Origin of the sequence: Phreatobacter stygius (assembly GCF_005144885.1) — a bacterium.
GTDB classification, from domain to species: Bacteria; Pseudomonadota; Alphaproteobacteria; order Rhizobiales; family Phreatobacteraceae; genus Phreatobacter; species Phreatobacter stygius.
In genome coordinates this window covers 751,867-772,021 of record NZ_CP039690.1, presented here as the reverse complement: position 1 = coordinate 772,021, position 20,155 = coordinate 751,867, and the positions used below count along the sequence as shown (strand labels likewise).

Below are 20,155 nucleotides of genomic sequence, written 5' to 3'. Positions count from 1 at the left end.
CGTCACGATCGTGGATCAACAAGAGGGGGCTTCCATGCCGAACAGGCGACATGTCTTGCAGGGCATTGGCGGCGGACTGGCAAGCCTGGCCGCGCCCCGTCTCGGTGCGGCGCAGGCGGTCCGGACCTTGCGTTTCATTCCCAATGCCGACCTGGCGATCCTCGATCCGGTCTGGACGCTGGCCTATGTGACCCGCAACCATGCTTGCATGGTCTTCGACACGCTCTACGGGATCGACGATCAGTTCCAGCCGCAGCCGCAAATGGTGGCGGGCCATCAGGTCACCGATGACGGCACACGCTGGCAGCTGACGCTGCGCGACGGCCTGGTGTTCCATGACGGCAGCCCGGTGCTGGCGCGCGACTGCGTCGCCAGCATCCGCCGATGGGGCCAGACCGATTCCGTTGGCCGCACATTGATGGCGCTGACCGACGCGGTCTCCGCGCCATCCGACACGCTGATCGAGTTCCGGCTCAAGCGGCCGTTTCCGCTGCTGCCGATGGCGCTCGGCAAGGCCAGTCCGAACATGCTCTGCATTATGCCCGAGCGGCTCGCCGAGACGCCGCCGCAGAAGCAGGTGACAGACATGGTCGGCAGCGGACCGTTCCGGTTCCTCGCCGGCGAGCGTGTCGCCGGCTCGTCCGCGGCCTATGCCAGGTTCGACAAATATGTCCCCGCGCCGGGGCCGTCGCGGTTCCTCGCCGGCGGCAAACATGTCCATTTCGACCGTGTCGAATGGCGCACCGTCCCCGATGCGGGAACGGCGGCCGCCGCGTTGCAGGCGGGCGAGGTCGACTGGTGGGAAGCCCCGAGCTCCGATCTCCTGCCTTTGCTGGCACGCAACAGGAACATTGCGCTGGAGACCATCGATTCGACCGGTTCGATCGGGGTCATCCGCATCAACCACGCGAACCCGCCGTTCGACAATCCGGCCATCCTGCGCGCGGTTCTCGGCGCCGTCGACCAGTCGGAATATATGATGGCAGTGGCGGGCGACGATCGCGCGCTGTGGAACGACAAGGTCGGCCTGTTCACCCCCGGTACGCCCATGGCGGCCGACACCGGCATGGAGGTGCTGAGCGGGCCGCGCGATCCCGAACGGGTCAAGCGCGCGCTTGCCGCCGCCGGCTACAAGGGCGAACGCATCGTGCTGATGGGGGCGTCCGACATCCCCGCCATCAATGCGATGAGCCAAGTGGCCCAGGCCATGTTCAGCCGCATCGGCATGAATGTCGACTATATCTCCACCGACTGGGGCACGGTCATGCAGCGCCGCGCCAGCAACCAGCCGGTGGACCGCGGCGGCTGGAGCGCCTTCGTCGGCACCTGGTCGGGCTACGACATGCTGAATCCGGCGGTCAGCGTGACGCTGCGCGGCGACGGCAATGCGGCTGGTGGCTGGCTGAAGGATGCCGAGATCGAGCGGCTGCGGACCGCCTGGTTCGACGCCCCTGACCTGGCCGGCCAGCAAAGCGTCTGCCGCGCCTTGCAGGAACAGGCCTGGCGCAGCGTGCCCTATATCCCGCTCGGCCAGTTCCGCACGCGCACCGCCATCCGGCGCAACATTGTCGATCTGCCCAAGGGAATCCCGGCGTTCTGGGGTCTGCGCCGGCGCGTCTGACAGCGGCCGACGCCGGGGCCTACGCCGGTTGCCCGGCCTATCGTCCGGCAGGGATGGGGAAGCCATGACCGCTGAAATGTCGAAGGCCAGCCAGCTGCTGCATGGTGGTCGGATCCACACGCTCGATCCCGCTCACCCCGAGGTCGAGGCGATCGCCATCGGCGGCGGCCGGATCCTGGCGCTCGGCGCGCTGCCGGATGTCATGCAGTGGTCCGGGCGGGGCACGCGAATGATCGACCTGCAGGGTCGAATGGTCATGCCCGGCCTGATCGACTTCCACATCCATCTGTTCTCCGGCGCCATTGGCCGGCTGTTCGAGTTGCGGTTGCCGCCGGGCTGCCCTTTCGCCGCGATACTTGACCTGGTCGGCAGCGCCGCGGCGAAACCCGACGCGCGGCCATGGATCATTGCCGGTCCGTTCAGCCGGGTGGCCGAGGCCGGAATGCGAGATCTCACCGCCCTGCGGCAGCTCGACGGGGTGAGCAACGGCCATCCGGTCGTGCTGACCCATCTCAGCGGCCATGCGCGTTTCGCCAATTCGCGCGCACTGGAACTGGCGGGAATCGGGGCCGCTACGCCCGATCCGCCGCATGGCGAGATCGTCCGCGATGCCCGCACCGGCCAGCCGACCGGTTACCTCTTGGAGGCCGCCTCGACGCTGGTCCGGCAAGCCATTCCCGCGCTCACCGCCGATGAGGAGGTCGCCGCCGCCCGGCATGGGGTCGCGCTGCTGAACCGCTTCGGCATCACCGGTTTCCTCGACGCCATGGCCTCGCCGGAGATGATGCGGGCCTTCAAGACCCTCGACGATGCCAGCGGGCTCGACGCCTGGGCCGGCTTCTGCCTGCCGGCGGTCGCCAATATCGTCGGCAGCGCCTGGCCGGACCCACTGATCGACCGGCGCGCCGACCTTTGCGGCCGGCACATGCGCGCCGATTTCGGCAAAATCTTCCTGGACGGGGTGCCGTCGCTGCGCACCGCCGCGATGATCGATCCTTATGCGCCGGCCGGCGCCGGCGAGGCGGCGCCGGAGCGCGGCGAAACGCTGTTATGCCTCGACGAACTGACGGCCGGCATCGCCGCCTTCGACCGCCGCGGCATGAGCGTCAAGGTTCACGCCATCGGTGATCGCGCGATCCAGATGATGCTCGATGCGGTCGAGCGCGTGCGGCGGCTGAGTGGAACGCGCGGGACGGCGCACCAGCTCTCGCATGGCAATTACATCCGCGCCGAAGACATTGCCCGGCTGTCGAGGCTCAATGTCATCGCCGATCTCAATCCGCCGTTGTGGTTTCCAAGCGCGACCAATCTCGTCCACGAGCGGGCGGTCGGGCCGGCGCGCTTCGCCAGGGCCTGGCCGATCCGCGACATCGTGCGATCCGGCGCATTGGCGGCGACCGGGACGGACTGGCCGGCGGTCGCCGAGGAGCCGGACCCGTGGGTCAGCCTTTCCGGAATAGTGACGCGCCGCGATGCCTCGGGCCGGCATCCCGGCGCCTGCGGGCCCGACCAGGCGCTCGATCTCAAGGCCGCGCTGCCGCTCTATACCCGCAATCCGGCCCGCGCCATGGGGCTCGGCGCCGAGACGGGCATGCTGGCACCAGGGCATTCCGCCGATCTCGTCGTCCTCGATCGCGACCTGTTCGCCATACCGGGTGAAGAGATCGCGGCGACGCGGGTGCTGGCGACCCTGTTCGAAGGGCGGGTGGTTCACGGCGAGATATGATTGGCGAGATGTGCCGGGTGCCGGATCCAAGCCTTGCCGCTTGATCGCCGGCATTTCAATCCAAGGCATTGACGCTGACCCGGATGTCGCCCACGGGCTTCGGCCTGCTGTCGTGACCCGGAGATGTCATTGCCTCGCTCGCCGCGCGTCCTCTACGCCACGCTGGCCATCGCGACGATCGCGGCCGGGCTCGCCTGCCGGTCTCCGATGCTCGGCCTGGCGCCGTTCTATGCGAAATATGCCGGCTCGATCCTGTGGGGCGGCATGGTCTATTGGCTCGTGGCCATGCTCACGCCGAAGTCGCATCCAGCCGTCGCGGCCGGACTGGCGGCGCTCGTTGCGATCGGCAGTGAATTCAGCCAGTTGATCCAGATCGGCTGGCTCGACCAGTTTCGCGCCACCCGGATCGGTGTGCTGCTGCTCGGGCGCTATTTTGCCTGGACCGACATCGCCGCCTATCTCGTCGGCATCGCGCCGGCGGCCGCGCTGGACCGACTTGTTCTGCGACGGACCTGAGAAAAAAGCGACGGCCGGGATTTGGGTCCCGGCCGCCGCGCATCGTCAATCTTACTGCGGCCTCTGGCCGGTGAAGGCGCCCGGCCTCGGCAGGCGCTGCCCACCGCCGCCCTGCGGCGGCTGCGGCCGGACCACCGGCGGCGGTCTCACCACGGGCGGCTGGACGACCGGTGGCGGACGTCCGCCACCGCCTGGCGGGCGTTCCCAGCCCGGCGGCCTGCCACCACCTGGCGGGCGTTCCCAGCCCGGCGGTCTGCCACCACCTGGCGGGCGCTCCCAGCCGGGCGGTCTGCCACCACCTGGCGGACGTTCCCAACCCGGCGGTCGGCCTGGCGGCCGCTCCCAGCCCGGCGGCCTGTGCGGCGGGCGGTCCCAACCCGGCGGCCGGTGCGGCGGCCGGTGCCAGTGCGGCGGCCGGCCGTAACCAGGTCCCGGGATATAGACCGGCGGCGGAATATAGACCGGCGGCGGCTCATAGACCGGCGGGGCAATCTCCGGCACCCCGTCCAGGCCCTGCAGATAGCTGCCCGAGACCCAGCCGACGATGCCGCGATAGACCACCCGGCACCAGCTGCCGTCGCAGCCTTGAACATCGACGCCGGCGCCCTCCGGAAGGGTGGCGACCCGGCCGAACTGGGTGCCCGGGCCGGCCCTCATATTGACATCCGCCGTGGTGACGGCTTCCGCCGCCCTGGCGGGGACCGGGAACAACAGTGCGGCGAACAATGCGCTGGCGACAACCATTCCAAGCTGTCGACATCTTGTCAGTCGCAATCGCATGGGCATGCTTCCTTATCATTGCCCGGCGCCGAGCAAGGGGCGCCGCTGACACACCTTATCGCCAACCTCTGTGTCAAACCATTGTTCCCGACGCGGCCATGGGGCGGACCGTCTGCATCGCAGCGCCTGCGGCGGCTCACCGCAACATCCGGCCGCCCCGGCGATCGGGCGAGAGATTTCATGTCTTCAATGTACGGTTGTATCTATTGAACCAGATGTTCCGTTGCGGCAGATGGTGTAAGTGACAAGACTTAGCTGTTGGCATTCCCGTAGCATATGGCTGTCATATCGGCTGTTCTATGAATTACCGAGCTTTCGCCGGCCAACTTGGCGGGTCGTCGCGGCCGGCCACGGTAAAAGCACGCTCGCCGGACACTCATCTGCTGGCAATCCGCCGATTTGATTAAAAAGCGACGCTCTTTCTTAGCCGGAACAAAAGTGATTCCAATTAGATGCGAATGCGTCCGATTGCGTGAATGCCGGCCGTCCCCCCGAGTCCGCCCGATGCCGTCCGTGTCCATGTTGCAGCGCCGATTTGCCGAGGTGGTCGATTTCGAGCGCCGGCGCGACGTTCGGGTCATCACCAATATTGCCGGACGCTATATGCTGGGGTCGAAGCGCGACGATCACGGCAATCGCCGCGAGTTCGCCTGCCGGGCGCTCAACATGTCGGCCCAGGGCATGATGCTGGCGGCACCGGTCAGCGGCCCGGTCGGCGAGCGGGTGATCGCCTATTTCGGCCAGTTCGGCAAACTCGAGGGCACGATCGCCCGGCTGATGGAGCGCGGCTTCGTCATGACCATTTCGGGCACCCCGGCCGAACGCGCCAGGCTGGCCGCCAAGCTCGCCTGGCTCGAGGATCACAAGAACCACGATATCCCGGATTCGCGGCGATATAAGCGGATCGTGCCGCGCAGGCCCTATTCGACCCTGACGCTGGTCGACGGCACCACGTCGACCTGCCTGGTCATCGACATGTCGATCTCGGGCGTCGCGGTTTCGGCCGACATGGTGCCCGATATCGGCACGCCGATCGCGATCGGCACGGTGGTCGGACGGGTTCGGCGCCGTTTCGCCGAGGGTTTCGCCATCGAGTTCGCCGAGACCCAGGATCTCGAAACCCTGCCGCATCGTCTGATGCGGCTGTGACAGTCCGGCCGGCAACCCGAGTCGCCGGCCGGCCTGCTTCACCTCACTCCGCCGCCTCGTCCTCGGTCCGCGCCACGGTCTCGCCCGGCTCGACACCGAACAGATCGGCGCCGGACTGGCGCTCGAACAGGCGGCGGTAGATGCCCTCCTCGCCGGCCAGCAGGCCGGCGTGGGTGCCCTGTTCGACGATGCGGCCATGGTCGAAGACCATGATCCGGTCGAGCGTGCGGACCGTCGACAGCCGGTGGGCGATGACGATGGCGGTTCGTCCGCGCATCAGCCGCTCCATGGCCTCCTGGATCAGCGCCTCCGATTCCGAATCGAGGCTGGAGGTCGCCTCGTCCAGGATCAGGATCGGCGCATCGGCCAGGAAGGCGCGCGCCAGCGCCACCCGCTGCCGCTCGCCGCCCGAGAGCTTGACGCCGCGCTCGCCGACCAGCGTCTGATAGCCGGCCGGCAGGCGCTCGATGAAGCCATGGGCATTGGCGAGCCGTGCCGCCCGTTCGATCGCCTCCATCGAGGCGCCCGGCCGGGCATAGGCAATGTTCTCCGCGAGCGTGCGGTGGAACAGCACCGGTTCCTGCTGGACGATGGCGATCTGCGAGCGGAGCGAAGCCTGCGTCACGCCGGCCAGATCCTGGCCGTCAACGGCGATGCGCCCGCCCTGCACGTCGTAAAGCCGCTGGATCAGCTTGACGAAGGTGGTCTTGCCCGAACCGGAATGACCGACCAGGCCAACCCGCTCGCCCGCCGCAATGGTCACCGAGAGGTGGTCATAGAGCGGGGTCGGATGGTTGCCATAGTGGAAGGTCACGGTGTCGAACCTGACCTCGCCGGCGCCGATGCGGATCGGCACGGCATCGGCCCGGTCGGCGACGCCGAGCGGCTGGGCGTGGATCGCGACCAGTTCCTCCATCTCGTTGACCGAGCGCTGCAGGTGATTGATGTGCATGCCGATGTCGCGCAGATAGCCGTGCACGACGAAGTAGGTGGTCAGCACATAGGTCACCTCGCCGGGCGTGGCATGGCCGTTCCACCACAGCCACAGCGCGAGCGCGGTGACGGTGGTGCGAATGACCAGCAGCGCCACCAGCTGCACCGTGCCGCTCACCGTGTAGCGGGTCCAGGTGCGGGTGGTGCGGCCACGCCATTTGTCGACCGCACGCGCCAGCCGCCGGTCCTCGCGCGCCTCGGCGCCGAAGGCCTTCACCACGGCATTGCAGGCGAGCGCATCGGCCAGCACGCCGCCGAGCCTGGTGTCCATGGCGTTGGAACGCTTGGCCGCCGGCGCGATATAGCGGGTCGAGAACATGATCGTCATGGCGATATAGGCGACCGTGCCGACCGCAATGACCAGCCCCAGCACGGGCCAGTGCAGGCCGAGCAGGATCATGGTGCCGACCAGCACGACGAGCGAGGGCAGCAGCGCCAGCAGCAGCGTGTCGTTGAGCGTGTCGAGCGCCCACATGCCGCGGGTGATCTGGCGCACGACCGAGCCGGCGAAGCTGTTGGCGTGCCAATCGGTCGACAGGCGCTGGACCCGGTGGAAGCCGTTCTGCACCAGCCGCGACATGACCCTGAGCGTCAGGGGAATGACCCAGCTCCAGGCAATGTGGCGCAAGGCCACCATGACGGCGCCGAGCCCTGCCATGGTGAGGAAGGCCGAGATCGCGGCGTCGCGCGCCGCCTCGCGGCTCAAGGCGGCATTGGACAGGGCGTCGATCAGCCGGCCGGCGAACAAGGGCAGGAACACGTCGGCAAGCGTTGCCAGCGTGATCATGCCGGCAATGCCGCCGACCAGCAGTTTTTCCTGGCCCCAATGGCGAAAGACGAAGGGCAAGACGGTCCGGAGTGCGTCCGGCCGACGGTTCGAATTGGCAGACATGCGGTGTTCCGGCGTCTTCGACGCCGGCTCCATGGATGAAAGGTGCGCGGGCCGAAGCCGAGCGCGCCGTTCGATCAGGGGAGGGGAGCCACGCTATGGGCGGCTCGGTTCACGAAGACCCTTTGAGGCCAGGCCGGTCCTGCGCGGACCGGCGGGTCGCCGACCTAACGCGATCGGGCCGGGTGACCAGGGATGAAAAGCAAAGGCATTGACGGCATGCAGATCTCCCTGGTTCGACGTGAAGAGGACGCCTAAATAACAGGCAATCGGGCCGCCTGCAACCGGCCCGAGTGCATGCGATGTCGCAGTGTGGCTTTTCGGTCAGCATGGGTCGTCCGGGCGGGCGGCGCGAGTGACACCCTTCGATGCCCGGATGCCGCCGGCCGCGCCTCCGGGTGCTGGGCGATCAGGCAAGCGGCAGCACAACCGCGAGATTGAGCGCGACGACCACCGTATCGCCCTCCGGCGGCCGTCTGTCCCGGCCATTGCCCGAGCGCCGAACGTGCCGTGCGAAGATTTCACTGGGCTTTGGCTGCAAGCCTTTGCAAGGCCTCGCGCACGACACCGAGGCGACCCAAAGACTGCCGACGGGTGGTCGACCGGGGGTCCGCCAGGACCGGTGTCGTCGGGGGCCCCACCATCCATGCGCCTGAACGTCCAGCGTCATGACCGACCTCGAACAGCCGGCGCATATAGGCCCTGTCGAATTCCGATGCCGGCCGGAGATTGAAGCCCGATGGAATGGCCGTGTAGACCAGTCTTGCGCGTCCAATTCGCGCGAGACGTTCCAGCCTGCTGAGATCGGCAATGCCCTGGTATTTGGTCAAGGTATCGATCGAACGGCGCGCAACCGCCATCGTGTTTTCCTGGGTTACGTCATAGGCCGGTTGCAGCCGGCCGTTGCGGATCACGTAGAGCGTCCTCGATCTGGTTTGGCCGAACGTCGCCTGCTCGTAATCGGCCAGGCGGATCTGCGGAGGCGCGAAAAAGACCTGTGCGACAACACCGCCATCGACGTGGAGCTCGTCATATCGCCGTCCGTCATTGGCCAGGACGGTGACGCGCACGGGCGGAAAGATCGCCGGGATGGCGGCCGAAGCGAGCAGGATGTTCACGACAAGATCGCGGCGATCCGGGCGGGCGCCGGCGCAGATCGCGGAGAGGTCCCAAATGACCGGCCGCTGGGCATCGATATTGGTCGTCTGGACAAGCAGGCGGCGGCCAAGGCGATATTCGACGGCAATGCGGTCAAGCACCGTCTCGGTCATGTAATGCCGGATGAGGCCGCGAAGCGGGGCCGGGTCGTAGAGCCCATTGCCGGCCAGTCCAAGCAGCCCGCGGTCATGGAAAATATCCCGGTCGCCATAGGCTGTATAGATCTGCGCGAGTTGCGGATCGTAATCCGGGCCAAGGAATGCGAACGGTGCGGCGAGCGCCCCGGTGCTGACCCCGGTGACAACCTCAAATGCCGGACGGTTGCCGCTTCTGCTCCATCCGGTGAGGAGCCCGGCGGCAAAGGCGCCGTCCGCGCCGCCCCCCGAAATGGCAAGGAAATCGGCCTTCCCGGTGGACCCGACGCGGGTGCCCGCGCGCGCGGCGTCCCGGACTTGCCGGTACTGTTCGGCAATCGCCAGCTGGATCTCCGGGGTCACTTCGTCACCCCAGAACCTGGCGCTCCGGACGGCCTCGACGCGTGCGGACGGCAGCAATCCTTCGGGTATCACGGCGCGATGGGCGGGGGTTATGCAGCCAGCCTGGAGCGCGGCGGCCGCAAGGCCCAAGGCCGCGCAGATCGCCCGGATCGTCGAGCCTCCGCCTCGGACATCGCGCATGCCGCCCTCCCGGTCGAGAGTTACAGCACCGGGTGGCAGGAGCCTTTTGGTCGCCCTGCCGCCGCCTGCAAGGACATATGTGTGGCCTTCGCCGAACCGTCCAGCCGGATGCGGCATCATGACGTCGCCGGTGACGCGCGCCGGCGACGACACCGAAGGCACAGGCGCTCAGGCGATGCGATCCAGCTTGTAGAAGATCTCGATCTTTTCCACGTTGGCGGCGCCGTTCTCCTGGAAATGGCGGATATGGTCGGTCTCGGAGTGGTGCCTGGCCTGCGCGGCCTGGTCGGCCCAGTGTTCGAAGAACACGAACCGGCCTGGATCATCCTGGTCGACGAATACCTCGTAGCGAAGGTTGCCTTCGTCGTTGCGCGACGGTTCGACGACGGCGACCAGGTCGCGGCGCAGCTCTTGCTCGCGACCGGCCTTGGCGTTCAGAACGACAATCACGAAGAGTTCGCTCATTGGCTCGATCCTCTGGAAATGGTCCGGCGACGGCGGCGCGGTCCGCATTGGACCGGGCCGCCGTATTCCCGGGCAGCATCAGCGGCAATCTGGTGCGGCGATCCGGCTGGCCCGCCGCGGATTGAGGCGTGGCGGCGTTTGGGCGCCGCCACGTTGGCTCAGGCTTCGGTCCGGTCGTAGGAGAACTGGATGCCGGCGGTGCCGCCGGTCTCGATGAACAGGTTGATGAAGGCCGGCACCGTTTCCTGGCGTTTCCAGTCGCGCTGCAACTCGCAGAAGAGCTGCGGCACGCTGATCATCTTTCCGCCCGCCTGCTCGATGCGGCGCAGCGCGGCCTCATGGGCTGCGAGCGAGGTTCCGCCGACGGCATCGGCCACGACATAGACCTCGTAGCCTTCGGCAAGCGCGTCGAGGGCCGGGAAGGTCAAGCAGGCTTCGGTCCACAGCGCCGTCATGACCAGCTTCTTGCGGCCGGTCTTCTCGACCGCCTGGCGGAATTCGACGTCCTCCCAGGAATTGATCGTCGTGCGATCATAGGTCGGGATCTTGTCGAGCGCCTTGCGGATCTGCGGGATCGGCGGCTTGTTCAGGCCGGTCTTGACGTTCACCGTCGAGTGGACGATCGGCAGGCCGTAGGCGACGGCTGCCTTGGATGCGCCGACGATGTTGTTGATCATCAACTGCCGGTCCATCGAAGCGATCGAATTCACCTGAACCGGCTGATAGTCGATGATGATGAAAGCTGAATTCTGCGGGGTCAGCAGGCGATCCTTGACGGGGTCGCGAATGGTTTCGCTGGTCATGGTGCGTTGCCTTTCTGGTCGGGCGCTCGCGCTTGCGTGTCGGGACAGGTGTTCCCGAAATCGGCACGGCGGCGAACCTGGGCCGTGCCGGATTGATGGCGGCTCTCGTCAGCCGCCGAGATAGGCGTTCACCAGCCGCTGGTCGGTCAGGAAATCCGGCCAGTCGCCGGTCTTGACCTCATGGACGATCCGGCCGAGCGCCATGACGTAGCCGCGGTCGGCGACATCGGCGATCAGCCGCACGTTCTGTTCGGCGACGAGGATGCCCATGCCGCGGCCTTTCAGCCGGTGCAGCACCTCGATCACGTGCTTGACGATCAGCGGGGCCAGGCCGGCGGAGGGCTCGTCCATGACCAGGAGACGTGGGCGAAGGAGCAGGGCGCGGGCAATGGCGACCATCTGCTGCTGGCCGCCGCTGAGCAATTGGACCGGGGCATGGTAGCGCTCCGCGGCGACCGGAAACAGTTCTAGAATTTCGTCCTGGCTGAACATGCCGTCCGGTCGGCCGAGGCGCCGCCCCCGGCGCTCGGCGAGCGCCAGGTTCTCCTTGACGGTGAGTTCGCCGAACAGTGCCCGGTTATCGAGCACGAACGCAATGCCGGCGCCGGCGCGCCGATGGCCCGCTTCCGCCGAGATATCCCGGCCGGCGAAGGTCATCTTGCCGGCGCTCGCGCGCAGCAGGCCGGCGAGCACGCGCACCAGCGTCGTCTTGCCGGCGCCATTGGCGCCGACGAGGCCGACGACCTCGTCGGCGCCGACGCCAAGGCTGACCTCGCGCAGGATCGACAGGGGGCCATAGCGGGCGGAAATGCGGTCCACCTGGAGCATGCGGTCCTCCTCAGGTTCCAAGATAGATCTGCCGGACCTTGGGGTCGGCCTGAACCGTCCGCATGTCGCCGGAGGCGATGATCTCGCCGAAATAGAGGACATGGGCGACGTCGACGATGCGCATGAACTCCATGTCGTGGGACACCACGAACACCGTCACCGCGTCATTGCCGAGCGACTTCAGCGCCTGGCCGAGCGCGTCGGCCTCGTCGCGGGTCAAGCCGGTCGACGGTTCGTCGAGCATCAGCAGCTTCGGCGCGCCGGCAAGCGCCCGGGCGATTTCCAGATTGCGCCTTTGACCGGCGGTCAGAAGTGCGGCCGGAGCATCGGCGAGCGCGGCGAGATTGAAGCGGGTCATCAGCGCGCTGGAGCGCTCGCGGATGTCGGCCATCTCGCGGCGCGACCTGGCCGAGCCGATCAGGCTCTCGACCACGCCGGCGCCGGTCTGCTTGTAGAAACCGAGCGCCACGTTGTCGCGCGTCGACAGACTCTCGAACACTTTCGGGGTCTGGAAGGTGCGCGTGATGCCGAGGCGCGAACGCGCTTGCACGTCGAGGCGGGTGATTTCCCGCCCATCGAAAGAGAGCGAGCCGGCGCCTGGCGTCAGGAAGCCGGAAATGATGTTGAACAGGGTGGTCTTGCCGGATCCGTTCGGGCCGAGCAGGCCGACGATGCGGCCGGCGCCGACGCCGATCGAGACGTCGCGCAGCACGCTGAAACCGCCGAAGCTGTGGGCGATGCCGCCGATGGCGAGAAGCGGCGCGCCGGCCGGCGCGACGGGATTTGCCGGGTCATGCCGCATGGTTCGGCTCCTTCGTCGACGCCTCGGCGGTCCTCGGCGCCGCGATCCTGGCGCGCAGGCCCTGCCACAGTCCGGCAATACCGTCCGGGCAGATGATGACCACCGCGACCAGCGCCAGCCCGAACAGCACGTGGTGGATCTCACCGAAATGACTGAGCAGTTCAGGCACCAGGGCGATGAAGATCGCGCCGACGGCCATGCCGACGAGCGAGCGGGCGCCGCCGACGACCGGGATGAGCAGGAACTGGATGGAGCGTTCGACACCGAAGCTCTGGACGCTGACGAAGCCGACATAATGGGCGAACAGCGAGCCGGCGACGGCGCCGAGCATGGCGCTGACGACGAACATCTTGGCTTTCAGCCGGTGCATGTCGATGCCGAGCACGGCGGCGGCGTCGGGCGCATCGCGCATCGCCTGCATGGCGAGGCCGTTGCGCGAGGCGATAAGGTTGCGCGCCAGGAACAGCGCCGCCAGGAAGACCGCCCAGGCAATGTAGTAGAAAGTCTCCGGCGTGTTGAACGGCAACCCGGCCAGGCGGATCGGCGGAATGCCGCCAATTCCGAAGGTGCCGCCGGTGAGCCAATCCCACTCGAAGAACAGTTCGTGGCCGGCAATGCCGAGCGCCAGCGTCGCGAGCGCCAGGAAATAGCCGTTCAGCCGGAGCGTCGGCCAGCCGATGGCGAAGGCCAGCGCGCCCGAGACCGCGAGGCCCGCGGCGAAGCCGGCGGCCGGCGGCCAGCCGAGTTCGACCGAGGCATAGGCGGTCGCATAGGCGCCGATGCCGTAGAACAACGCCTGCGCCAGGTTGAGGATGCCGCACTGGCCGAGCAGCAGCCCGACACCGAGCCCGGCTATGCCGTATATGGCGGCGAAGACCAGGCGGTCGACCAGCGGTAGCGGCGCGACGAAGGGCAGCGCAAGGCCGACGGCGAGGCAGGCGGCAAGCGCGAGCATGCGAAGGGAAGTGTGGGTCATGTCAGCCTCCCGCGCGCTTGGCCCGGCCGATGAGGCCATTGGGCAGAAGCAGCATGACCAGGATCAGCACCGACATCGCGAAGACGTTCTTGTAGCCGGACGCGATGAAGACGATGCCGAAGGACTCGACCAGCGCGATGCACAGGCCGCCGGCAACTGCTCCGAGCGGATTGGCGAGGCCGCCGAGCACCGCCGCGGCGAAGCCCTTGAGGGTCAGGGCAAGGCCCATCTGGTAATTCACCTCGGTCAGCGGCGCGACAAGGATGCCGGCCGTCGCGCCCAGCACGCCGCCGAGCACGAAGGTCGCCTGGCGCATGCGCTCGACATCGATGCCGATGACGGTGGCGCCATCGGGCTCCAGGGCGGCCGCCATCATCGACAGGCCGAGCGGTGTCCGGCGGAAGAACAGCGCGAGCGCGCCGACCAGGACGGCGCCGAAGCCGATCAGGAACAGGGCGTGGACGCGGACGACGGCGCCGCCGATATCGACCACCGCATTGCCGCCGACCGCCGGCAGCAGATAGGAGCCGCGCCCGGCGACGAACAGGACGGCGGCCGAGGTCGCCACCGCAAGCCCGATCGAGACCAGCAGCATGCCCTCCTCGCCCGCCCGGCGGCGGATCATCGGCCGGATGAAACAGGCCTCGATCGCGCCGCCCGCCAGGCCGCCGAAGGCGAGGCCGACGAACGCCGCGGCCGGGTAGGGCAGGCCGGCGAGCTCGATCAGCCCGACCGCGACCAGAGCGCCGATGACGACGAACTCGCCTTGTACGACATTGATGGTGCGGCTGCCCTTGAACACGGTGGCGATGCCAAGGCCAACCAGGGCGTAGACGAAGCCATTGGTCAGTCCGGCGAGAACCGCCTGGATGACGAGTGCGAGCGACATAGGACTATTTCCTCGGCGTCATTGCGGACGGAAGGCGAGGCGCTCGAACCGCCCGCCGCGAACCTGCGAATAGGTGAAGCTCGTGAGCTTGATGCCGGTCATGTCGGGAGCGGAGAAGTCGTAGCGCGCCAGCACGCCTTGAAAGGGCTTGCGCAAGGCCGTGCAGATCGCCGCATTGTCGGCATTGGCGCCGGCCTCGGCCATCACCTTGGCGATCAGGTTGACCGCGTCGAAGCCCGCCGCCTCGTAGTTCTTCGGCAGCCGGCCATAGGCGGCCTGGAAGCGCCGGACGAAATCGGCCTGATGCGGCAGGGGATCTTCCGCCACCAGGAACTCGGCGAAGACGACACCCTCGGCGGCTTCGCCCATGGCACGGACATATTCATAGGACGAAGAGGCGATGCTGGCGATGACCGGCACGCCCATGCGCAGGTCATGGACGTTGCGAAACGGCGTCGCCGAGGAGGCGACGACGATCACCGCCTGCGGCCCGGCGGCCTTGACCTTGGCGGCCTGGGCGCTGACATCGGTCGCGCCGATCTCGAATTTCTCGATCTGGACCAGCTCGATGCCATATTCAGCGGCCACCGCCTTGAGGCTGTTGGCGACTGCCTGACCGTAGCCGGAATCGTGCAGAACGCCGACGCGCTTCGCCGACAAGGCGTCGCGGGCATAGGTCAGCGCCGCCCGTGCGTTCAATTCCTGCGGTGCCAGGAGGTGCATCACGCAAGTGCGCCTTGCCTCCACCGCCGGCCCGATGCCGGACAGCGCCACATGCGGCAGACGGATCGGATCGGTCAGGCCGCCGATGGCGACGGTTGCGGCGAGATTGCTCGAGCCGATCAGGGCGCGGATGCGCGACACCCGGATCAGCCCATTGGCCTTGGAAACGGCGGTATCCGGGTTGGACGCGTCGTCCTCGATCTGCACCTTGAGCGGCCGGCCGGCAATGCCGCCGGCCTCGTTGACCGCGCGCTCGGCGAGCAGGACGCCGTCGCGCTCCGGCTGGCCGACGCCGGCGACGGGCCCGGTGATCGACAGGATGGCGCCGATGGTGATCGGCTCGCCGGTGGGCGCCTGGGCCCGGGCCGGCATGACGCCCGCCGTCGCACCGATCGTCATCAAGGCCGCACCGGCCAGAAGCTTCGCCATCACTACGCGCATCATCGTCTCCCTCGGCGTTTTTTGCAGGCCGTCCGAAACCGGCCTTGTGGTGTCCAAGGCTGACAATGATATTCGGTAATGTCAATGATCTTCGATAATCACGATTTTCCACGAAAACCGGATCATGCTATAGATGAAGGGCGCCGAGAGCGCACGGAGGGCATGATTTGACCGAGGCAATCCATGGCCGGGAGCGCGGGGCGGGCCAGTTGAAGGTGACGCGGACGCGAAGTGGCGGGGTCTATGAGGAGCTCAGGCGCGACATCGTCCGCTGCCATTGGAGGCCCGGCGCGCGGCTGCGCTTCGAGGAGCTGAAGACGGCCTATGATGTCGGTCTCAGCCCCTTGCGCGAGGCTCTGATGAAGCTCCAGGCCGGGGGGCTGGTGGAGCTCGAGGAGCACAAGGGGTTTCGTGTCGCCCCGGTGTCCAGGGCGGCGCTCCTGGATATCACCAACATGCGCAAGGAATTGGAAGCAATGGCTATTCGCCAGTCGATCGCCAATGGTGACGATCGCTGGGAGGCGGGCATCGTGGGGGCGCTGCACGAGCTTGCCAAGCGCAGCAAGATCGGCGCCGACGGCCTCGTCGACGACGAATGGGAGCAGCGCCACCACGCTTTTCACGATGCCCTTGCGGCCGCCTGCCGGTCGGAATGGCTGGTCCGGTTCCGTGACCAGCTCTATGACCAGGCCGACCGCTATCGGCGGCTCGCCGTCCAATATCTGCGGGCGCCACGTGACGATCTCGGCGAGCATCGGGAATTGGCTGCCGCGGTGATCGCCCGCGACACGGAATCAGCGACCTATCTGGCCCGCCGCCATCTCGACCGGACTTGCCAGATCCTCCTTTCGGGCGAGCCCAAGATGTTCGTTGATGCCTAGGATATTCGAAAATACTGTTGATCGTCTGACGTTCTGAGGCTATGGTCTCTGCCATCAGGAGGTGGCCATGAGGCTTGTGTCATATCGTCGACGGAACCAGGACGGGACGACCGGCAGTGCCGGGTTGGCGCTCAATCGGGACGGGGAGCTCACCGATCTCGGGCCGCTCGATCTCGGCGATCTCTTGCGGGCCGGGCGCGGAGCCCTTGCTGCGGCGGTCGGCCGCGGTGGCCCGGCGCTCGATCCCGCGGCGATCAGCTACCGGCCGCTCCTGCCGCAGCCCGGCAAGGTGCTGTGCATCGGCCTGAACTATGTCGATCACGCCGCCGAAAGCCCCTATGTGACGGTGCCCGACTATCCCGCGATCTTCCCGCGTTTCTCCTCCAGCCTGATCGGTCACGGCGAGGCGATCGTCCGCCCGGTGCTGTCCGATCAATTGGATTTCGAAGGCGAAGTCGCGGTCATCATCGGCACTGCCGGTCGCCACATCGCGAAGGACCGGGCACTCGCCCATGTCGCGGGCTATTCGGTGTTCAACGACGCGTCGATCCGCGACTACCAGTTCAAGTCGGCGCAATGGACCGTCGGCAAGAACTTCGACGATACCGGCGCCTTCGGCCCGGATTTCGTCAGCGCCGACGAGCTTCCCGCCGGTGCTCGTGGCCTGAAGCTGGAGACGCGGCTCAACGGCCAGACGGTGCAAAGCGGCAATACCGCCGACATGTGCTTCGATGTCGCGACCCTGATCAGCATCGCCAGCCAAGCGATGACGCTGCAGGTCGGCGACGTCATCGTGACGGGTACGCCGGCCGGTGTCGGCTTTGCCCGCAAGCCGCCCTTGTTCATGCGTGACGGTGATGTCTGCGAGGTGGAGATCGAGGGCATCGGCACCTTAAGGAACCCGATTCGCGACGAAATCCCGGCGGAAGTCCGGGCGGCCTGACCCGCCCGCTCAGCCCCTAGCACATGACGAGCCGCTTCAGCGGTCGCGCCCATCCAAGGAGGATAACCCATGGCATTGCCGACACCGACCCCGCTGGTCACTTGCCTCGGCCATGTGACGCTTGATGTCATCGATCTCGACGCGGCGATCGCCGACGCGACCGATATCGTCGGGCTGCGCCTGGTCGAACGCACGCAGGATCATGCGCTTCTGACCTCCAACAGACGGCGCGCCGAACTGGTGCTGCGGCGGGCCGGCGAGGACGCGGTGCGTGCCATCGGACTGGAGGCACCCGATGCGACGGCGGTCGCCGAGGTTGCCGCCCGCGTCCGCCGCACGGGCCTTGCACTCCTGACCGACCGGCCGTCGCTGCCCTTCATCGCCCATGCCGTGACGCTCGAGACGCCCGAAGGCCATGTGCTGGAGGTGCATACGCCGATCCCGGAGGATCAGGCCATCCGCCATGGCGGCCCGGGCATCCACCCGCGCCGGCTCTGCCACGTCAATCTCGCCTCTCCCGACCCGATGGCCTGCCAGGCGCTCCTGTCGGACGTTCTGGGCCTGAAGCTGTCCGAGCGGACCGAGGCTTGCGACCTGGCCTGGCTGCGCGCGGCCGACGGCCGTCACCACAGTGTCGGCGTCGCCCGCAGCGCCAGTCCCGGCCTGCATCATCTGGCGTGGGAATTCGCCCAGTTCAGCGATTTCATGCGGCTCGGCGATCTGCTCGACACCCAGGACCGCCTGATGGTCTGGGGGCCGGGGCGCCATGGCTGCGGCGACAACCTGTTCGCCTATTACGTCGATCGTTCCGGTTTCCTGGTGGAATGCTCGGCCGAAATGGAGGTCATTCTCGACGACCGGCCGCCGAGTGTCATCGCCTGCCCGCCGGATCTCTCGAACATCAAGGTGGTCAATCGCTGGGGCGCGCCGCCGCCGCGCGCCTGGATCGAGCATCTCTCGCGCTTCGCCGTCTGGCGCGAAACGGTCGCGCTGGCGAGCTGAGCGGTCGCGCGCTCATGGCCGACGCTCAAGGACAAGCAGCATGAACCTCTCAGGCAAGGTCGTCGTCGTCACCGGCGCGGAATCCGGCATCGGCAAAGCCGTGGCGCTCGCCGCGAGTGCTGCCGGCGCGGATGTGGTCATTGCCGGCATCGCTACCGAAAAGCTCGAGGACACCGCGGGAGAGATCACCCGCACCGGCGGCCGGGTGGTTGCCGTTGCGACCGATATCCGTGATGCGGTTGCGATCGCCAGGCTTTTTGACGCTGCTGAGGCGCGCTTCGGCCGGATCGACGCAGCAGTTGCCAATGCCGGCATCCTTGGCGCCCGCAAGCCGATCGGCGAGGTGACGCTCGCCGACTGGCAGGAGGTGCTGGCAGTCAATCTGACCGGCACGTTCAACACGGTCATGGAAGCGGCGCGGCGGCTCATCGCCCAGGGCGGCGGCGGCTCGATCATCGCCACCGGTTCGTCCAGCGCGCTGAAGCCGGTGACCGGCCTCTTGCCCTATGTCGCCAGCAAGGGCGGCGTCCACGCTCTGATGCATGCGCTGGCGCTCGAGCTGGCGCCCTGGCGTATCAGGGTCAACACTCTGGTGCCGGGCACCACGGCGACGGAAGCGACGCGCGCCATGCCGGGCTATCTCGACCAGGTGGCGCAGGCCCTGCCGCTCGGCCAGGTCGTCGAGCCCGAGGAACTGGCACGCTATGTGGTCTTCGCCTTGAGCGATGCGGTGCCGCATCTGACCGGCGCATTGTTGAAACTCGATTCCGGTCGCACGCTGTAACCACCCCATTTTTCAGGAGCATCGCATGACCGCCGAGACCGACATCACCAAGGAGATCCGCGACCTGGAGGCGCGCCGCTACCACGCCATGCTGTCGGCCGATGTCGCGGAACTCCGGGCGCTTCTGTCCGATGCCCTGGTCTATACCCATTCCAACGCCACGGTGGACGACAAGACGAGCTATATCGACAAGGTGGCGAACAAATATTTCGACTATCGCGAGATCACCCGTCCGGAGGAGCGCGTCGTCGTCGTGGGCGCGACGGCACTGGTCGTCGGGCGGATGGTCGCGCGCGTCGTCATGGAGGGCAAGACCGAGCGTCACCTGGACAACCGGTCGCTCGCGGTCTGGGCGCGCGAAGGCGACGGCCGCTGGCGCTTCGTCGCCTACCAGCCGACACCGATCCCGAAGCCCTGACCAGCGGCCGAGCCTATCTCAGCGCGGCTTCACCTCGCTGTCGTCGGCATGGGCGCCGAGCTGGTCGGACAGGCCCTTGGTGATCTGGATCATCACGTCGGGCGTGGTGCGGTCGACACCATAGACCCAGCTTGGAAAGTCGAGCGGCGCCTGGGCCGCCCAGATCGCGTCGTGCTGGTCGGGCGGCAGGATGCGCGCAGGGTCGCCGACGGCGATCCAGCCGATCGGCACGGTCGCGCCGGCTTCGAGCCGGGTGCGGATGTGGACGGTGGCGTGAATGCGCACCTCCGTGCCGCGCGCCAGGTAGGAGCCGTGAAACACCGCGGCGCCGGTGGCGATGAACACCTGGTCTTCCAGCTGCGCGCCGGCGACATGGGCGCTGGGGCCGATCAGGCAATGGTCGCCAATGGTGCAGGGGTGGCGGTGGCTGGCGCGTATGACCGCATTCTCCATGACGATGGTGTTGCAGCCGATCCGGATGACGCCGCCGGCCTCGCCGATCAGGCGGGCGCCGTGCATGATCCGGCTGCCCGGACCGACCACCACGTCGCCGCAGACGGTGGCGTCCGGGGCGACAAAGGCCGCCGGGTCGATCTGCGGGGTCTTCCCGGCATGGGCGATCAGCATGGTCGTCGTTCTCCAGGTGCGGGTCTCGAGGTGCGGGTCTCGGCGGAACAGGACACTAGCCCGA

General features: G+C 67.4%; 20 protein-coding genes. 9 read left to right on the top strand and 11 right to left on the bottom strand.

Annotated elements, in window-relative coordinates; genetic code table 11:
- The first annotated feature begins 34 nt into the window (after positions 1-34).
- The 3 genes from E8M01_RS03655 to E8M01_RS03645 all read left to right on the top strand — a co-directional run bounded on the left by E8M01_RS03655 (position 35) and on the right by E8M01_RS03645 (position 3,863).
- Positions 35-1,621 (top strand): ABC transporter substrate-binding protein, encoded by a 1,587-nt coding sequence (locus E8M01_RS03655; protein ID WP_136958868.1) that lies wholly within the window; start codon positions 35-37, stop codon positions 1,619-1,621.
- A 64-nt stretch (positions 1,622-1,685) separates the two neighbouring features.
- Complete coding sequence (locus E8M01_RS03650; protein ID WP_136958867.1) at positions 1,686-3,347, top strand: amidohydrolase; 1,662 nt, start codon at positions 1,686-1,688, stop codon at positions 3,345-3,347.
- Between the two features lie 129 nt (positions 3,348-3,476).
- Positions 3,477-3,863 (top strand): ribosomal maturation YjgA family protein, encoded by a 387-nt coding sequence (locus E8M01_RS03645; RefSeq protein ID WP_246088584.1) that lies wholly within the window; start codon positions 3,477-3,479, stop codon positions 3,861-3,863.
- Between the two features lie 51 nt (positions 3,864-3,914).
- Here E8M01_RS03645 and E8M01_RS03640 read toward each other — a convergent pair whose 3' ends face one another.
- Complete coding sequence (locus E8M01_RS03640) at positions 3,915-4,607, bottom strand: SH3 domain-containing protein (RefSeq protein ID WP_170181761.1); 693 nt, start codon at positions 4,605-4,607, stop codon at positions 3,915-3,917.
- Positions 4,608-5,147: 540 nt separating this feature from the next.
- On the opposite strand from E8M01_RS03640, the gene E8M01_RS03635 reads away from it, so the two are divergent.
- The gene (locus E8M01_RS03635) at positions 5,148-5,792 is read left to right on the top strand and encodes a PilZ domain-containing protein (RefSeq protein ID WP_136958864.1); all 645 of its coding nucleotides are present in this window, start codon (positions 5,148-5,150) and stop codon (positions 5,790-5,792) included.
- Between the two features lie 43 nt (positions 5,793-5,835).
- Here E8M01_RS03635 and E8M01_RS03630 read toward each other — a convergent pair whose 3' ends face one another.
- The 9 genes from E8M01_RS03630 to E8M01_RS03590 all read right to left on the bottom strand — a co-directional run bounded on the left by E8M01_RS03630 (position 5,836) and on the right by E8M01_RS03590 (position 15,424).
- Positions 5,836-7,677, bottom strand: a complete 1,842-nt coding sequence (locus E8M01_RS03630; protein WP_136958863.1) for an ABC transporter ATP-binding protein — start codon at positions 7,675-7,677, stop codon at positions 5,836-5,838.
- A 518-nt stretch (positions 7,678-8,195) separates the two neighbouring features.
- Positions 8,196-9,509, bottom strand: a complete 1,314-nt coding sequence (locus tag E8M01_RS03625; RefSeq protein ID WP_170181760.1) for a patatin-like phospholipase family protein — start codon at positions 9,507-9,509, stop codon at positions 8,196-8,198.
- A gap of 168 nt (positions 9,510-9,677) precedes the next feature.
- Positions 9,678-9,974: a putative quinol monooxygenase gene (locus E8M01_RS03620; RefSeq protein WP_136958861.1), complete on the bottom strand. Its 297-nt coding sequence runs from the start codon at positions 9,972-9,974 to the stop codon at positions 9,678-9,680.
- A gap of 158 nt (positions 9,975-10,132) precedes the next feature.
- Entirely contained in the window at positions 10,133-10,777 is a 645-nt protein-coding gene (locus tag E8M01_RS03615) for a hydrolase (protein WP_136958860.1), read from the bottom strand.
- Positions 10,778-10,885: 108 nt separating this feature from the next.
- On the bottom strand, positions 10,886-11,605 hold the full coding sequence (locus E8M01_RS03610; protein WP_136958859.1) for an ABC transporter ATP-binding protein: 720 nt from the start codon (positions 11,603-11,605) through the stop codon (positions 10,886-10,888).
- 10 nt (positions 11,606-11,615) lie between these two features.
- Positions 11,616-12,407 (bottom strand): ABC transporter ATP-binding protein, encoded by a 792-nt coding sequence (locus E8M01_RS03605; protein WP_136958858.1) that lies wholly within the window; start codon positions 12,405-12,407, stop codon positions 11,616-11,618.
- Positions 12,397-13,383 carry a branched-chain amino acid ABC transporter permease gene (locus E8M01_RS03600; RefSeq protein WP_215908854.1) on the bottom strand — a complete coding sequence of 329 codons (987 nt, stop codon included), beginning with the start codon at positions 13,381-13,383 and terminating at the stop codon, positions 12,397-12,399. Before E8M01_RS03600 ends, E8M01_RS03605 begins: the two co-directional genes overlap by 11 nt.
- Position 13,384: 1 nt before the next feature.
- Positions 13,385-14,272 carry a branched-chain amino acid ABC transporter permease gene (locus E8M01_RS03595; RefSeq protein ID WP_136958857.1) on the bottom strand — a complete coding sequence of 296 codons (888 nt, stop codon included), beginning with the start codon at positions 14,270-14,272 and terminating at the stop codon, positions 13,385-13,387.
- A gap of 18 nt (positions 14,273-14,290) precedes the next feature.
- Positions 14,291-15,424 (bottom strand): ABC transporter substrate-binding protein, encoded by a 1,134-nt coding sequence (locus E8M01_RS03590; protein ID WP_136964431.1) that lies wholly within the window; start codon positions 15,422-15,424, stop codon positions 14,291-14,293.
- A gap of 179 nt (positions 15,425-15,603) precedes the next feature.
- Between E8M01_RS03590 and E8M01_RS03585 the strand changes: the two genes are divergently transcribed.
- From E8M01_RS03585 to E8M01_RS03565, 5 genes are all read left to right on the top strand, one after another.
- On the top strand, positions 15,604-16,317 hold the full coding sequence (locus tag E8M01_RS03585; protein WP_136958856.1) for an FCD domain-containing protein: 714 nt from the start codon (positions 15,604-15,606) through the stop codon (positions 16,315-16,317).
- 67 nt (positions 16,318-16,384) lie between these two features.
- Positions 16,385-17,260 (top strand): fumarylacetoacetate hydrolase family protein, encoded by an 876-nt coding sequence (locus E8M01_RS03580; protein ID WP_136958855.1) that lies wholly within the window; start codon positions 16,385-16,387, stop codon positions 17,258-17,260.
- Between the two features lie 69 nt (positions 17,261-17,329).
- Positions 17,330-18,262, top strand: a complete 933-nt coding sequence (locus E8M01_RS03575) for a VOC family protein (protein ID WP_136958854.1) — start codon at positions 17,330-17,332, stop codon at positions 18,260-18,262.
- 40 nt (positions 18,263-18,302) lie between these two features.
- Positions 18,303-19,046 (top strand): SDR family NAD(P)-dependent oxidoreductase, encoded by a 744-nt coding sequence (locus tag E8M01_RS03570; protein ID WP_170181759.1) that lies wholly within the window; start codon positions 18,303-18,305, stop codon positions 19,044-19,046.
- Between the two features lie 25 nt (positions 19,047-19,071).
- Positions 19,072-19,464, top strand: a complete 393-nt coding sequence (locus E8M01_RS03565) for a nuclear transport factor 2 family protein (RefSeq protein ID WP_136958852.1) — start codon at positions 19,072-19,074, stop codon at positions 19,462-19,464.
- Positions 19,465-19,482: 18 nt separating this feature from the next.
- Here E8M01_RS03565 and E8M01_RS03560 read toward each other — a convergent pair whose 3' ends face one another.
- Positions 19,483-20,091 carry a gamma carbonic anhydrase family protein gene (locus tag E8M01_RS03560; protein ID WP_136958851.1) on the bottom strand — a complete coding sequence of 203 codons (609 nt, stop codon included), beginning with the start codon at positions 20,089-20,091 and terminating at the stop codon, positions 19,483-19,485.
- Positions 20,092-20,155: the final 64 nt, after the last annotated feature.

Excerpts from the sequence above, each read along its gene's own strand:
- E8M01_RS03560 (WP_136958851.1), bottom strand. The coding sequence starts at position 20,091 with ATGCTGATCGCCCATGCCGGGAAGACCCCGCAGATCGACCCGGCGGCC.
- E8M01_RS03640 (WP_170181761.1), bottom strand. The coding sequence starts at position 4,607 with ATGGTTGTCGCCAGCGCATTGTTCGCCGCACTGTTGTTCCCGGTCCCC.
- E8M01_RS03620 (WP_136958861.1), bottom strand. The coding sequence starts at position 9,974 with ATGAGCGAACTCTTCGTGATTGTCGTTCTGAACGCCAAGGCCGGTCGC.
- E8M01_RS03655 (WP_136958868.1), top strand. The coding sequence starts at position 35 with ATGCCGAACAGGCGACATGTCTTGCAGGGCATTGGCGGCGGACTGGCA.
- E8M01_RS03615 (WP_136958860.1), bottom strand. The coding sequence starts at position 10,777 with ATGACCAGCGAAACCATTCGCGACCCCGTCAAGGATCGCCTGCTGACC.
- E8M01_RS03595 (WP_136958857.1), bottom strand. The coding sequence starts at position 14,272 with ATGTCGCTCGCACTCGTCATCCAGGCGGTTCTCGCCGGACTGACCAAT.
- E8M01_RS03575 (WP_136958854.1), top strand. The coding sequence starts at position 17,330 with ATGGCATTGCCGACACCGACCCCGCTGGTCACTTGCCTCGGCCATGTG.
- E8M01_RS03580 (WP_136958855.1), top strand. The coding sequence starts at position 16,385 with ATGAGGCTTGTGTCATATCGTCGACGGAACCAGGACGGGACGACCGGC.
- E8M01_RS03635 (WP_136958864.1), top strand. The coding sequence starts at position 5,148 with ATGCCGTCCGTGTCCATGTTGCAGCGCCGATTTGCCGAGGTGGTCGAT.
- E8M01_RS03600 (WP_215908854.1), bottom strand. The coding sequence starts at position 13,383 with ATGACCCACACTTCCCTTCGCATGCTCGCGCTTGCCGCCTGCCTCGCC.
- E8M01_RS03590 (WP_136964431.1), bottom strand. The coding sequence starts at position 15,424 with ATGGCGAAGCTTCTGGCCGGTGCGGCCTTGATGACGATCGGTGCGACG.
- E8M01_RS03570 (WP_170181759.1), top strand. The coding sequence starts at position 18,303 with ATGAACCTCTCAGGCAAGGTCGTCGTCGTCACCGGCGCGGAATCCGGC.
- E8M01_RS03565 (WP_136958852.1), top strand. The coding sequence starts at position 19,072 with ATGACCGCCGAGACCGACATCACCAAGGAGATCCGCGACCTGGAGGCG.
- E8M01_RS03625 (WP_170181760.1), bottom strand. The coding sequence starts at position 9,509 with ATGCGCGATGTCCGAGGCGGAGGCTCGACGATCCGGGCGATCTGCGCG.
- E8M01_RS03605 (WP_136958858.1), bottom strand. The coding sequence starts at position 12,407 with ATGCGGCATGACCCGGCAAATCCCGTCGCGCCGGCCGGCGCGCCGCTT.
- E8M01_RS03630 (WP_136958863.1), bottom strand. The coding sequence starts at position 7,677 with ATGTCTGCCAATTCGAACCGTCGGCCGGACGCACTCCGGACCGTCTTG.
- E8M01_RS03610 (WP_136958859.1), bottom strand. The coding sequence starts at position 11,605 with ATGCTCCAGGTGGACCGCATTTCCGCCCGCTATGGCCCCCTGTCGATC.
- E8M01_RS03650 (WP_136958867.1), top strand. The coding sequence starts at position 1,686 with ATGACCGCTGAAATGTCGAAGGCCAGCCAGCTGCTGCATGGTGGTCGG.